The 12,600-nt window shown below is 71.3% G+C and carries 12 protein-coding genes; 5 read left to right on the top strand and 7 right to left on the bottom strand.

Annotated elements, in window-relative coordinates; genetic code table 11:
- Positions 1-16: 16 nt before the first annotated feature.
- Positions 17-430 (top strand): DUF742 domain-containing protein, encoded by a 414-nt coding sequence (locus ACGF3J_RS25975; RefSeq protein ID WP_161328263.1) that lies wholly within the window; start codon positions 17-19, stop codon positions 428-430.
- A gap of 63 nt (positions 431-493) precedes the next feature.
- Positions 494-1,135, top strand: a complete 642-nt coding sequence (locus ACGF3J_RS25970; protein ID WP_161328262.1) for an ATP/GTP-binding protein — start codon at positions 494-496, stop codon at positions 1,133-1,135.
- Between the two features lie 6 nt (positions 1,136-1,141).
- Here ACGF3J_RS25970 and ACGF3J_RS25965 read toward each other — a convergent pair whose 3' ends face one another.
- Positions 1,142-1,570: a PPOX class F420-dependent oxidoreductase gene (locus tag ACGF3J_RS25965; protein WP_161328261.1), complete on the bottom strand. Its 429-nt coding sequence runs from the start codon at positions 1,568-1,570 to the stop codon at positions 1,142-1,144.
- 108 nt (positions 1,571-1,678) lie between these two features.
- On the opposite strand from ACGF3J_RS25965, the gene ACGF3J_RS25960 reads away from it, so the two are divergent.
- Entirely contained in the window at positions 1,679-2,092 is a 414-nt protein-coding gene (locus ACGF3J_RS25960) for a roadblock/LC7 domain-containing protein (protein ID WP_122620844.1), read from the top strand.
- A 139-nt stretch (positions 2,093-2,231) separates the two neighbouring features.
- Positions 2,232-3,155 (top strand): DUF6397 family protein, encoded by a 924-nt coding sequence (locus tag ACGF3J_RS25955; RefSeq protein ID WP_161328260.1) that lies wholly within the window; start codon positions 2,232-2,234, stop codon positions 3,153-3,155.
- A gap of 20 nt (positions 3,156-3,175) precedes the next feature.
- Here ACGF3J_RS25955 and ACGF3J_RS25950 read toward each other — a convergent pair whose 3' ends face one another.
- Together ACGF3J_RS25950 and ACGF3J_RS25945 are read right to left on the bottom strand one after the other, a co-directional pair.
- Positions 3,176-4,042, bottom strand: a complete 867-nt coding sequence (locus ACGF3J_RS25950) for an acyl-CoA thioesterase II (protein ID WP_161328259.1) — start codon at positions 4,040-4,042, stop codon at positions 3,176-3,178.
- Positions 4,043-4,061: 19 nt separating this feature from the next.
- Entirely contained in the window at positions 4,062-6,575 is a 2,514-nt protein-coding gene (locus ACGF3J_RS25945; RefSeq protein WP_161328258.1) for a DEAD/DEAH box helicase, read from the bottom strand.
- Between the two features lie 145 nt (positions 6,576-6,720).
- Between ACGF3J_RS25945 and ACGF3J_RS25940 the strand changes: the two genes are divergently transcribed.
- The gene (locus ACGF3J_RS25940; RefSeq protein ID WP_161328257.1) at positions 6,721-7,515 is read left to right on the top strand and encodes a metal-dependent hydrolase; all 795 of its coding nucleotides are present in this window, start codon (positions 6,721-6,723) and stop codon (positions 7,513-7,515) included.
- A gap of 20 nt (positions 7,516-7,535) precedes the next feature.
- Here the strand turns inward: ACGF3J_RS25940 and ACGF3J_RS25935 are convergent, their stop codons facing one another.
- The 4 genes from ACGF3J_RS25935 to ACGF3J_RS25920 all read right to left on the bottom strand — a co-directional run bounded on the left by ACGF3J_RS25935 (position 7,536) and on the right by ACGF3J_RS25920 (position 12,448).
- The gene (locus ACGF3J_RS25935) at positions 7,536-7,817 is read right to left on the bottom strand and encodes a type B 50S ribosomal protein L31 (protein ID WP_161328256.1); all 282 of its coding nucleotides are present in this window, start codon (positions 7,815-7,817) and stop codon (positions 7,536-7,538) included.
- Positions 7,818-7,880: 63 nt separating this feature from the next.
- Positions 7,881-8,351, bottom strand: coding sequence for a DUF5709 domain-containing protein (locus ACGF3J_RS25930; RefSeq protein ID WP_161328255.1), 471 nt, complete (start codon positions 8,349-8,351; stop codon positions 7,881-7,883).
- Positions 8,352-8,780: 429 nt separating this feature from the next.
- Entirely contained in the window at positions 8,781-10,562 is a 1,782-nt protein-coding gene (locus ACGF3J_RS25925) for an ABC transporter ATP-binding protein (RefSeq protein WP_161328254.1), read from the bottom strand.
- The gene (locus tag ACGF3J_RS25920; protein WP_161328253.1) at positions 10,559-12,448 is read right to left on the bottom strand and encodes an ABC transporter ATP-binding protein; all 1,890 of its coding nucleotides are present in this window, start codon (positions 12,446-12,448) and stop codon (positions 10,559-10,561) included. The genes ACGF3J_RS25925 and ACGF3J_RS25920 overlap by 4 nt, the downstream gene beginning before the upstream one ends.
- Positions 12,449-12,600: the final 152 nt, after the last annotated feature.

Here is a 12,600-nt window from a genome sequence, read left to right as displayed (position 1 = left end):
CGGAAGGGCCGCACGGATGACCGACGAGAGCACGGACGGCGGCCGGGAACAGCCGGGCAGCCAGTGGTACGACAACGAGGCGGGGCCCCTGGTCCGCCCCTACGCGATGACCGGCGGGCGCACCCGGCCCGGACCCACGGGCATGCGGTTCGACCTCATCGCCCTCGTGACGCGGGTCCCAGGCGCGCCGGGCAGCGACGTCACCGTGCTCGGACCGGAACACCGAACGCTGATCGAGCTGTGCCGCATCGAGACCCAGTCGGTCGCCGAACTCGCGGCGGACGCCGATCTCCCGGTGGGCGTCGTCAGGGTGCTCCTCGGAGACCTGGTGGAACTGGGCTGCGTGACCGTCAGCCGTCCGGTGCCGCCTGCCCAGTTGCCCGACGAACGGATTCTGCGCGAAGTGATCGACGGACTGCGCGCACTGTAGAGAAGGCCGACGACCGTGACCGGCACGCACGCGTGCGACCGCCCGGACCGAGAGAAGTGATCAATGGTCTCCGAACACGCCGAACACGCCGAACACGCCGAACGCACCGCACACTCCGATCCCACGGACGACGAGTCGGCCGCGCTGGCGCTGAAGATCCTCGTCGCCGGAGGATTCGGCGTGGGCAAGACCACCCTGGTGGGCGCGGTCAGCGAGATCAGGCCGCTGCGTACGGAAGAACTGCTCAGCGAGGCCGGTCGGTTGGTGGACGACACAGGCGGCATCGACCGCAAGGTCACCACCACCGTCGCGATGGACTTCGGGCGGATCACCATCCGGTCCGGCCTCTCGCTCTACCTCTTCGGCACACCGGGGCAGGACCGCTTCTGGTTCCTCTGGGACGAGTTGTCGCAGGGCGCGCTCGGGGCCGTCATCCTCGCGGACACCCGGCGACTGGCGGACTGCTTCCCGGCGGTCGACTACTTCGAGCACCGGCACATCCCGTTCGTGGTGGCCGTCAACTGCTTCACCGGAGCACGCCGGCACGAGGCCCAGGACGTACTGCGCGCCCTCGACCTGGACTCCGGAACACCCGTGGTGCTGTGCGACGCCCGGGACCGCGACTCGGGCAAGGAGGTCCTGATCCGCCTCGTCGAGTACGCCGGGCGGATGCACACCGCCCGGCTGCTCGACTCCGTGCGCTGACGTGCCTCAGTCCGCGACGGACTTCTGGGCGAGGACCTTGTCCACGGCGACACGGACGAGGAGTTCGCCCGGGACGCCGTTGCGCGCTCCGAACTCCTCGGCGCGTTCCTCACCCATGTACCGCGCCCCGATACGGCCGGCCCAGTGCCGGAGTTCGTCGAGATCCTCCGAGATCCGTGCACGCCCCTGCAGCACCACGAAGTGGAACGGCGGCCGGTCGTCGTCCACGCACAGGGCGATCCGGCCGTCGCGGGCCAGATTGCGCCCCTTCACCGTGTCCTTGCCGGTGTTGAACACGATGTCGTCGCCGTCCAGCAGGAACCAGATCGGCGCCACATGCGGACTGCCGTCCGCCCGCACGGTCGAGAGCTTTCCGGTGCGGGTGCCGTCCGAGACGAACGCCCGCCATTCCTCATCGGTCATCTTCTGTGCCATGCCCCCCATCCTCCTTGCCCGGAGCACGGGCGTGGGGAAGGCTGGCGGACAGATCCCCCGGCCAGGGGGAGGCAAGGCATACGGGGACGACACGGGGAGTTCGGATCAATGGTGCAGAACCAGGGACTCGGCTGGCTGCTGGACGACCTGACCGCGCGCGTCGAGCACGTCCGGCACGCGCTGGTCCTGTCCAACGACGGCCTGGTGACCGGAGCCAGTACGGGACTGCGACGCGAGGACGCCGAGCACCTCGCGGCCGTCTCGTCCGGGCTGCACAGTCTGGCCAAGGGCTCGGGCCGGCACTTCGGTGCCGGCCAGGTACGGCAGACGATGGTCGAGTTCGACGACGCCGTGCTGTTCGTGACGGCCGCGGGCTCGGGCAGTTGCCTGTGCGTGCTCAGCGGGGCGGAGGTCGACATCGGGCAGATCGCGTACGAGATGACTCTGCTCGTGAACCGGGTCGGCGAGCACCTCGACGTCGACGCACGGCAGCCGGGACGAATATCGCCCACAGACCTCTGACCTGCGCATTCAATACCGTCGTGGGGTGGGCGGCGGAGTTGTCCACAGGCCGGACGCGGATGCCGTCGCAGCGGCTACGGTCTTTCGTGTCAGGCAGGCACGCACGGTGCCGGCCGAACACTCCACGGGGGAGACGAGCATGTCCGGCAACACCGTCACGCGCGAATTCACAGCGGCCACCGAACAGACCGGCAGCACCCGAGACGCCCCTCTCGCGCCGGGGCGCGCGGCGCGAGTACTGGGCCTCAAACGAAGCGAGTTCGACCTCGCCGTCCACCTCGGCCGCGTCCGCACCGTGCCCGACGACGCTGGAGGTGGCGGGCGCGTCACCCGCGACGAGATCGAGCGAATCCGGGCGGCGGAGGGTTTCCCCGAGACCCTGAGGGCGGGTGTCCGGACCTTGGGGACCACGGAGGGCGCGGCCCTCATGGACGTGACCAAAGTCCGGTTCACCCGCCTCGCACGGCTGGGGCTGCTGGTCCCCGTGAAGTTCTACGTCAACCGGTATCGAGCCGTCGTCTGGTTGTACCTCGCCGACGAACTGCGGCAGTTCGCCGCCGACGAGCGGAACGTTCCACTTCTCAAGGGCCGCACGCCCGAGGGGCTGCGAGGCCAGCTGGGGGAGGGGCTGGACTTGCGCCCCCGCAACTGGCGGGGGCGGCACCTGGGATTTCTGCTCCGCCAGGCCGACGATCCCTGGGCCCGGGCGGCGGCCGTGGCGTCGCTGCTCGACGCGGCCGAGGTCGCCGAGGTCGTCAGGGATCCCTACGAGCGTTCGTACCTGCGCCGGTTCCACCCCGTGCGGCCGGCCCACGGCTCGCCCGGTTCCCCCACCGCACAACTCGCCGAGGAGATCATGACGGCGGCGGACCAGGACGAGATCGACTGGTTGCGCGCCGACCTGGCGGACGCGGTGGCGGCCGCCCGCGAGCAGCGCCCCGCGCCCGGACCGGCCCTTCGCACCGCTCCTGTCCCGCCGGGACCGGAGTCCACACCGGGCGACACCGAGGAGCCCGGGAGGCTGCGCGGACTGCTCGGCAGGCTGTGGCGAAGAGACGCCTGACCCGTGGCCTGCCCGATGACCTACAGGGCCCGGAAGAGCCCCTCCTGGACGACGGACACCAGCATGCGTCCTTCGGTGTCGTAGATCCGGCCGCGCGCCAGGCCCCGTCCGCCGGTCGCGATCGGTGACTCCTGGTCGTACAGGAACCACTCGTCCGCGCGGAACGGCCGGTGGAACCACATGGCGTGGTCCAGCGACGCCATGTCGAAGCCCCTGGGACCCCACAGCGGTTCCACCGGGATGCGTACGGCGTCCAGCAGGGTCATGTCGCTGGCGTAGGTCAGTGCACAGGTGTGCACGAGCGGATCGTCGCCGAGCGGCCCGACCGCCCGCATCCACACCGCACTGCGCGGCTCGGCGCCCTTGACCTCCTCGGCGCTCCACCGCAGCCGGTCGACGTAGCGGATGTCGAAGGGCTGGCGGCGGGCCATCCGCTCCAACTGCTCGGGCAGCTCGCCCAAGTGCTCCCGCACCTCGTCGGCCACCGTCGGCAGCGACTCCGGGTGCGGGACCTCACGGGCCGGCGGCAGCTGGTGCTCGAAACTCCCCTGTTCAGGCTTGTGGAAGGAGGCGGTGAGCGTGAAGATCGTGCGGCCCTGCTGTACGGCGGTGACCCGCCGGGTCGTGAAGGACCGTCCGTCCCTGTCCCGTTCGACCTGGTACACGATCGGCACGCCCGGACGTCCGGGACGCAGGAAGTACGCGTGCAGCGAGTGCACCAGGCGGTCGCCGTCCGTGGTGCGGCCGGCGGCGACCAGCGCCTGGCCCGCCACCTGTCCGCCGAAGACCCGCTGCAGCGACTCCTCGGGGCTGCGGCCACGAAAGATGTTGACCTCGATCTGCTCCAGGTCGAGCAGGGCGACGAGGCTCTCGGCCGGATTCGTCATGGGTGGGGTTCTCCTGTGCTCACAGCTGGCCGACATCGGTGACGCGGACGACAGCCCGGCCCTCCGCGTCGGAGGCCGTGAGGTCGACCTGAGCGCTGATGCCCCAGTCGTGGTCGTCATTCGGGTCGTCGAAGATCTGTCGCACGCGCCACAGACCGTTCTGCGGCTCCTCCTCGATCACCAGCAGCTTCGGGCCGCGGGCGTCGGGGCCGGTGCCGAGGTCGTCGTACTCGTCCCAGTACTTGTCCATCGCCTCGCCCCACGCGTCCGCGTCCCAGCCCGCCTCCGCGTCCATCTCGCCCAGCTCGTCGACATGGTCGAGGGCGGCGAGTTCGACCCGGCGGAACATGGCGTTGCGGACCAGGACCCGGAAGGCCCGCGCGTTGGCGGTGACCGGCCGCACCTGGTCGGCCTTCTCCTGCGCCTCCTCGGCGGTCATCTCCGCCGGGTTGGCGAGTTGCTCCCACTCGTCCAGCAGGCTGGAGTCGACCTGGCGCACCATCTCGCCGAGCCACTCGATCAGATCCTGAAGGTCCTCGGACTTCAGGTCGTCCGGGACGGTGTGGTCCAGGGCCTTGTAGGCGCTCGCCAGGTAGCGCAGCACGATGCCCTCGGTGCGTGCCAGTTCGTAGTGGGAGACCAGCTCCGTGAACGTCAGCGCCCGCTCGTACATGTCACGGATGACCGACTTGGGCGACAGCGGATGGTCACCGACCCAGGGGTGGCTCCTGCGGTACGTGTCGTAGGCGTGGAAGAGCAGCTCCTCCAGAGGCTTCGGGTACGTGATGTCCTGGAGGCGCTCCATGCGCTCCTCGTACTCGACACCGTCGGCCTTCATCGCGGCCACGGCCTCACCGCGCGCCTTGTTCTGCTGGGCGGCGAGGATCTGCCGCGGTTCGTCCAGCGTGGACTCCACGACGGACACCATGTCCAGCGCGTACGACGGCGATTCCGGGTCCAGCAGCTCGAAGGCCGCCAGGGCGAACGTGGACAGCGGCTGGTTCAGCGCGAAGTCCTGCTGGAGATCCACGGTGAGGCGCACGTCGCGCCCCTCGGCGTCCGGCCGGTCGAGCTTCTCGACGATGCCGCCGTCCAGCAGCGAGCGGTAGATGGCGATGGCCCGCCGGATGTGCCTCAGCTGCTGCTTGCGCGGCTCGTGATTGTCCTCCAGCAGGTGCCGCATCGCGGCGAAGGCATCACCCGGGCGGGCGATCACCGACAGCAGCATGGTGTGCGTGACCCGGAACCGGGACGTCAGCGGCTCCGGATCGGAGCCGATGAGCTTGTCGAACGTGCTCTCCGACCAGGCCACGAAGCCCTCGGGAGCCTTCTTGCGGACGACCTTCCGCCGCTTCTTCGGGTCCTCGCCGGCCTTGGCGAGCGCCTTCTCGTTCTCGACGACGTGCTCCGGCGCCTGGGCGACGACGAAACCCTCCGTGTCGAACCCGGCTCGGCCCGCCCGGCCCGCGATCTGGTGGAACTCCCGGGCCCGCAGCGTGCGCACCCGGGTGCCGTCGTACTTGGTCAGCGCCGTGAACAGCACCGTCCGGATGGGGACGTTGACACCCACACCCAGGGTGTCAGTCCCGCAGATCACCTTGAGCAGACCGGCCTGCGCGAGCTTCTCCACCAGCCGCCGGTACTTGGGCAGCATGCCGGCGTGGTGGACGCCGATGCCGTGCCGGACGTAGCGGGAGAGGTTGCGGCCGAACTTCGTGGTGAAGCGGAAGTTGCCGATCAGGTCGGCGATCCGTTCCTTCTCCTCCCGCGTGCACATGTTGATGCTCATCAGCGCCTGCGCCCGCTCCACGGCCTGCGCCTGCGTGAAGTGCACGATGTAGACGGGCGCCTGCCGGGCGGCCAGCAGTTCGGTGAGCGTCTCGGTCAGCGGCGTGTAGCGGTACTCGTAGGAGAGCGGCACCGGGCGGGTGGCCGAGCGGACCACCGCGGTGGGCCGGCCGGTGCGGCGGGCCAGGTCCTTCTCGAAGAAGGAGACGTCCCCGAGGGTTGCCGACATCAGGACGAACTGGGCCTGCGGCAGTTCCAGCAGCGGAATCTGCCAGGCCCAGCCGCGGTCCGGCTCCGCGTAGAAGTGGAACTCGTCCATGACGACCTGGCCGATGTCCGCGTGCTTCCCGTCGCGCAGCGCGATCGACGCCAGGACCTCGGCGGTGCAGCAGATGACGGGCGCGTCCGCGTTCACGGACGCGTCGCCGGTCAGCATGCCGACGTTCTCGGTACCGAAGATCTTGCACAGTTCGAAGAACTTCTCCGACACCAGTGCCTTGATCGGAGCCGTGTAGAAGGTGACCTCGTCCCGCGCCAGGGCCGCGAAGTGGGCACCCGCCGCGATCATGCTCTTGCCGGAGCCGGTGGGCGTCGACACGATCACGTTCGCCCCGGAGACCACCTCGATCAGCGCCTCCTCCTGATGAGGGTAGAGCGTGAGACCGCGCTCCTGGGCCCAGGCCTCGAAGGCTTCGTACAGGGCATCGGGGTCGGCGGTCCGCGGCAGCTGATCGATGAGGGTCACGCCCCCATCTTGCCTGCCCCGCGTCGCGATGGGGGAATCGGCTGTCCGCATGAAGATCACGAACGCTACGCTGGGTCGCCGACGAGGCATCAGTGGACCCGGACAACTGCACAGCGGCACACGAGGAATGGGGCGGGCAACGGCGATGATGGGACCAGCACACTCACTCTCGGGCGCCGCGGCGTGGCTCGGCGTCGGGGCGGCGGCGGCCGCCGCGGGACACCCGATGCCGTGGCCGGTGCTGCTCGCGGGGGCTCTCATCTGTGCGGGCGCGGCGCTGGCCCCGGACCTCGACCACAAGGCGGCCACCATCTCCCGGGCCTTCGGGCCGCTCTCCCGGGGGCTCTGCGAGATCGTGGACAAGCTGTCCTACGCCGTCTACAAGGCCACGAAGAAGCCGGCCGACCCGCGCCGCTCGGGCGGGCACCGCACCCTCACGCACACCTGGCTGTGGGCCGTCCTGATCGGCGCGGGCACGTCGGTGCTGGCCATCACGGGTGGCCGCTGGGCGCTCCTGGCGATCCTCTTCGTGCACATGGTGCTCGCCATCGAGGGCCTGCTGTGGAGGGCCACCCGGGGCTCCAGCAGCGATGTGCTGGTCTGGCTGCTGGCCGGGACGAGCGCGTGGATCATCGCCGGGATACTGGACAAGCCGGACGGCGGCGCGGACTGGCTGTTCACCGCGCCGGGCCAGGAGTACCTGTGGCTGGGGCTGCCGGTCGTCCTCGGTGCGCTGGTGCACGACATCGGGGACGCGCTGACCGTCTCGGGCTGCCCCATACTCTGGCCGATACCGGTGGGCCGGAAGCGCTGGTATCCGATCGGGCCGCCGAAGCCCATGCGGTTCCGGGCGGGAAGCTGGGTGGAGCTGAAGGTGCTCATGCCCGCGTTCATGCTGCTCGGGGGAGTGGGCTGCGCTTCGGCGCTCAACTTCATCTGAGGGAAGCGGGCCCTGTCACCTCAGCCGGAGGCCCCGGTGCCCTGCCCCTCGTCGACGCCCTCGCCACCGTAGCGCCGCTCGAAGCGGGCCACCCGCCCCTCCGAGTCCACGGTTCGCGCCTTGCCCGTGTAGAAGGGGTGGCTCTCCGAGGAGATCTCCACCTCCACCACCGGGTAGGTCTCCCCGTCGTCCCACGCGATGGTCTGGTCGCTGCTGGCGGTGGACCGGGTCAGGAAGGCGTAGCCGGCACTGCGGTCGCGGAAGACCACGGGCCGGTACTCGGGATGCTTGTCCTGCTGCATGGCTGCTCCTCGTGCCGCGCGGATCATGGAGCGGACGACGTGGATGTGCCGCCCCGGGGGGTGTCAGCCGGGCAGCGAGTCCTCGTCGACGACGTGCATCGCGGCCTCCTCGGCGGAGGCCGCCGCGCCGTCGATGCCCACGTCCAGGGCCACCAGTGCCGGCTCCTCGTCCTCGTGCGCCCCCTCGTCGGGTGCCACGAGCCGGCCGGAACGGTCGGCGCCCACCTCGCCGTCCAGCAGTTCTCCATCGGTGCCGTCGGCGTCCCCCAGCCCGTCGCCCTCGGGCGCGAGCACGTCGGGCCGCTCCTCGGCGAGCCGCTGGTCGAGGGTCTCGCCCTCATGACGTTCGGCTGCCGTCACGCCGGTGTGTTCCACCGCCCAGGGGCGCTCCGGCGGGGACCAGCCGCGATCGAGGGGATCGCCCACGCCGTCGTTCTCGAGCGTGTCCTCGCTGTCGAGCAGCCCGGTGTCCTCCCGCTGCTCCGATCCGTCCGGCTGGTAGACGTCGTCTCCCCATCCGTCGGCGCTGTTCACGGGTACCTCCAGGGGGTGGGGACCGGCCCCTTCTCGCCGCGCACCGCGGCGGGCCGCCGCTGCACGGGGCACAGGCTTCGCCCGTCGCGGAACCGCACGGTTCCCGGGCTCACCTCGAGCCGGTGCCTACCTCCAGCCTTCCACTCCGGTTCGGGACCGCGCAACGGCACGGACCCCGCCCGGGTGCCGGCCCTCCCCGTCCACCTCGCTCCTCGCCGCATCGCAGCTCTGTCCGGCACCCCCGTCTCGGTCCGGCCCGCGGCCACCCGGTCCGGCACGGGTGAGCCGCGGTCCTGGGACGAGGGGCTGCCCTCAAGCACCGAGGGGCTGCCCACGAGCACCCCCGAGGGCCGGCCGGGCCGGAGCGATGCCCCTGCCCGGCCGCACCCGAACCCGAATCCGCCCCCACCCCCGGAGGGCGCCGCGGGCTCACCCGTGCCAGGACCGCCACAGTGCCGCGTAGGCGCCGTCCGCCGCCACCAGCTCGTCGTGGCTGCCAAGCTCGCTGATCCTGCCGTTCTCAACCACGGCGATGACGTCCGCGTCATGGGCGGTGTGCAGCCGGTGGGCGATCGCGATCACCGTGCGACCGTCCAGGACCCGGGCCAGGGACCGTTCGAGATGACGTGCCGCCCGCGGGTCGAGCAGCGACGTCGCCTCGTCCAGGACCAGGGTGTGCGGGTCGGCCAGCACCAGCCGGGCCAGGGCGATCTGCTGGGCCTGCGCGGGAGTGAGAGCGAAGCCTCCCGAGCCGACCTCGGTGTCCAGGCCGTTGTCGAGCGCGCGGGACCAGTCGTCCGCGTCGACCGCGCCCAGCGCCGCCCACAGCTCGGCGTCGGTGGCGCCGGTCCTGGCCAGCCGGAGGTTGTCCCGCAGGGAACCCACGAAGACGTGGTGTTCCTGGTTGACGAGGGCGACGTGGGAACGGACCCGCTCCGCGGACATCCGGGACAGTTCGGCGCCACCCAGGGTGATCCGGCCGTCACGCGGGCCGTAGATGCCGGCGAGCAGCCTGCCCAGCGTGGACTTGCCGGCGCCCGAGGGCCCGACCAGGGCGAGCCTCGTGCCGGGGGCGACCTCCAGCGACACCTTGCGCAGGACGTCCACGCCCTCGACGTAGCCGAAGTGCACGCGGTCGGCGTGCACGTCCCGCCCCTCGGGGGACAGGGCGCCGTCACCGGCGTCCGGCTCGATGTCCCGCACGCCCACCAGCCGTGCCAGGGAGACCTGGGCCACCTGGAGCTCGTCGTACCAGCGCAGGATGAGGCCGACCGGGTCGACCAGCATCTGCGCGATCAGGGCGGCCGTGGTCATCTGCCCGACCCCGATCCAGCCCTGCAGGACGAACACACCCCCGACCAGCAGGACGGAGGCGAGCACGGTCACATGGGTGACGTTGATGACCGGGAAGAGCACCGACCGCAGCCAGAGCGTGTAGCGCTCCCAGGCCGTCCACTCCCTGATCCGCTGCTCCGACAGCTCGATGCGCCGGGCGTCCAGACGGTGCGACTCGACGGTGCGTCCGGCGTCCACCGTCTCGGCGAGCGCGGCGGCCACCGCGGCGTACCCGGCGGCCTCGGACCGGTAGGCGGAGGGCGCCCGCCGGAAGTACCAGCGGCAGCCGATCACCAGAAGCGGCACCGCGATCAGCACCACCGGTGCCAGCGGCGGAGCGGTGACCACCAGTCCGCCGAGCAGCAGCACCACCCACACGGCACCGATCGCCAGCTGGGGCACCGCCTCGCGCATGGCGTTGGCGAGCCGGTCGATGTCCGTGGTGATCCGGGAGAGCAGATCCCCGGTACCGGCCCGTTCCAGCACGCCGGGCGGCAGTCCGACCGACCGCACGAGGAAGTCCTCGCGCAGATCGGCCAGCATCCGTTCGCCGAGCATGGCCCCGCGCAGCCGCACCTCGCGGACGAACAGCGCCTGCACGGCGAGCGCGATCACGAAGAACGTGGCCGTGAGGCCGAGATGCAGCTCGCGGGCGCCGTCCGACACCCGTTCCACGAGCCCGCCCAGCAGGTAGGGGCCTGCCATCGAGGCGATCACGGCGACGGTGTTGACGGTGACGAGGAGCAGGAACGCCCGGCGGTGCCGGCGCAGCAGTTCGCCCGTGTAGGCGCGGACGGTCGCGGGAGCGCCGACGGGGAGGGTGTTCGCCGTCGTGGGGGCCGCCGGGTCGTACGACGGTGGTGCGACGCCGATCATGCCTTCTCCTCGATCTCTTCCAGTCGGTGCAGTACGTCGCCGTCGTGGCGCGGTACGTCGTCCGCGCCCAGGACGTCGTCGTCCGGGGTCTTCGCTGGGCGGCCGTCGGCCGTGCGCCCGCCGACCGCGGTCACGTCCGTGCGGGCCGTCGTCTCCTCGTCGGTCTCGCGGGTCACCACCGACCGGTACCGCGGCTCGGTGTGCAGCAGGTCCCGGTGCGTGCCGGTCGCGGCGACCTCGCCCTCGTGCAGGAACACGGTCCGGTCCGCGCGGTCCAGCAGCAGTGGCGACGAGGTGAACACCACCGTGGTGCGCCCCGCGCGCAGCGCCCGTACGCCTTCCGCGATCCGTGCCTCGGTGTGCGAGTCCACTGCGGAGGTCGGTTCGTCCAGGACGAGCGCTCCCGGGTCCGTGATCAGGGACCGGGCCAGGGCGAGCCGCTGGCGCTGGCCGCCCGACAGCGAGCGGCCCCGCTCGGTGATGCGAACGTCCATGGGGTCTTCCGCATCGAGCGAGCCCTGCGCGAGGGCGGCCAGCACGTCGCCGCACTGGGCGGCGGCCAGCGCGTCCTCCGCGCTCACCGCGCCGGAAGCGGGTACGTCGAGCAGTTCGCGCAGGGTGCCGGAGAGCAGCACCGGGTCCTTGTCCTGCACCAGGACGGCCGTGCGGGCTGATCCGAGGGGCAGCTCGTCGAGCGGCACCCCGCCCAGCAGGGCCGACGTGCCCTCCTCCGAGGGGTGTCCGCCGAGTCGTTCCGCCAGACGACCGGCCGTGTCCGGGTCGCCGCACACCACGGCGGTGAACCGGCCCGACAGGGCGAGGAGACCGGTGGCCGGGTCGTACAGATCACCGGTCGGGATCTCGGCGGCGCGCGTCCCCGCGGTGTCCGTGGCCCGTTCCAGCGCCAGCACCCGCGCGGCCCGCTTGGCCGAGGGCTTGGAGAAGGAGTACGCCATGGCGATCTCCTCGAAGTGCCGCAGCGGGTAGGTGAGGAGCATGACGGAGCTGTAGACGGTGACGAGTTCGCCGATGCCGATGCGGCCGTCCCGGGCGAGGTGGACGCCGTGCCAGACCACCGCGATCAGCAGCAGGCCCGGCAGCAGCACCTGGATCGCGGAGATCAGGGACCACATGCGCGCGCTGCGCACGGCCGCGTGGCGCACCTCCTGGGAGGCGCTCCGGTAGCGGTCGAGGAAGAGCGCCTCGCCGCCGATGCCGCGCAGCACACGCAGGCCGGCGACGGTGTCGGAGGCGAGTTCGGTGGCCCGGCCGGCCTTCTCGCGCTGGACGTCGGCCCGCCGGGTGGCCCGGGGCAGCAGCGGCAGTACCGCGAGGGCCAGCACCGGCAGGCCCACGATCACGACGACGCCGAGGGCCGGCTGGTAGACGACCAGCGCGACGCAGACCAGCACGATGGTGAGCGCGGCCGCGGTGAAGCGGGAGACGGCCTCCACGAACCAGCCGATCTTCTCGACGTCGCCGGTGGACACGGCCACGACCTCGCCGGCCGCGACGCGCCGGGTCAGTGCCGAGCCGAGCAGTGCGGCCTTCCGGGCGAGCAGTTGCTGGACTCGGGCCGCGGAGGTGATCCAGTTGGTGACGGCGGCGCGGTGCAGGAAGGTGTCGCCGAGCGCGTTGCCGGCGCAGCACAGCGCCATGAGGCCGCCCGCGAGGGCGAGCCGGCTGCCGGACCGGTCGACGACGGCCTGGATGGCGAACCCGACACAGAAGGGCAGGGCGGAGACGGAGGCGAAGTGCAGCATGCCCCAGGCCAGTGACTTGAGTTGGCCGCCCAGCTGGTTGCGGAACAGCCACCACAGGAAGCGAGAGCCCGAGCGTGCGTCCGGCACACCCGGGTCGGGATACGGAAGGTCTTGGATCTGCATGACGTCCCAGTGGCTCGTGTCAGGGGGTGCCGTTGCCACACGGCATCGAGAGGCTGCAAACCGTGAAAGGTTCGCGTCGCGGCATGCCCAAAATCAAGCGGTTTTCCGCGGTGGGGAACGGATCAGGCTGCTTCCGCCGCACTCGCGCCGGG

This window comes from Streptomyces sp. NPDC048171, from assembly GCF_043202655.1.
Lineage (GTDB): Bacteria > Actinomycetota > Actinomycetes > Streptomycetales > Streptomycetaceae > Streptomyces.
The sequence above is the reverse complement of the archived record's forward strand: the minus strand, read 5'-3'. Positions and strand labels throughout refer to the sequence as shown.

What these genes read in the sequence shown, in the direction of transcription:
- ACGF3J_RS25925 (WP_161328254.1), bottom strand. Translation starts at nt 10,562, where the DNA reads ATGATCGGCGTCGCACCACCGTCGTACGACCCGGCGGCCCCCACGACG.
- ACGF3J_RS25935 (WP_161328256.1), bottom strand. Translation starts at nt 7,817, where the DNA reads ATGCAGCAGGACAAGCATCCCGAGTACCGGCCCGTGGTCTTCCGCGAC.
- ACGF3J_RS25970 (WP_161328262.1), top strand. Translation starts at nt 494, where the DNA reads ATGGTCTCCGAACACGCCGAACACGCCGAACACGCCGAACGCACCGCA.
- ACGF3J_RS25940 (WP_161328257.1), top strand. Translation starts at nt 6,721, where the DNA reads ATGATGGGACCAGCACACTCACTCTCGGGCGCCGCGGCGTGGCTCGGC.
- ACGF3J_RS25920 (WP_161328253.1), bottom strand. Translation starts at nt 12,448, where the DNA reads ATGCAGATCCAAGACCTTCCGTATCCCGACCCGGGTGTGCCGGACGCA.
- ACGF3J_RS25965 (WP_161328261.1), bottom strand. Translation starts at nt 1,570, where the DNA reads ATGGCACAGAAGATGACCGATGAGGAATGGCGGGCGTTCGTCTCGGAC.
- ACGF3J_RS25950 (WP_161328259.1), bottom strand. Translation starts at nt 4,042, where the DNA reads ATGACGAATCCGGCCGAGAGCCTCGTCGCCCTGCTCGACCTGGAGCAG.
- ACGF3J_RS25955 (WP_161328260.1), top strand. Translation starts at nt 2,232, where the DNA reads ATGTCCGGCAACACCGTCACGCGCGAATTCACAGCGGCCACCGAACAG.
- ACGF3J_RS25975 (WP_161328263.1), top strand. Translation starts at nt 17, where the DNA reads ATGACCGACGAGAGCACGGACGGCGGCCGGGAACAGCCGGGCAGCCAG.
- ACGF3J_RS25960 (WP_122620844.1), top strand. Translation starts at nt 1,679, where the DNA reads ATGGTGCAGAACCAGGGACTCGGCTGGCTGCTGGACGACCTGACCGCG.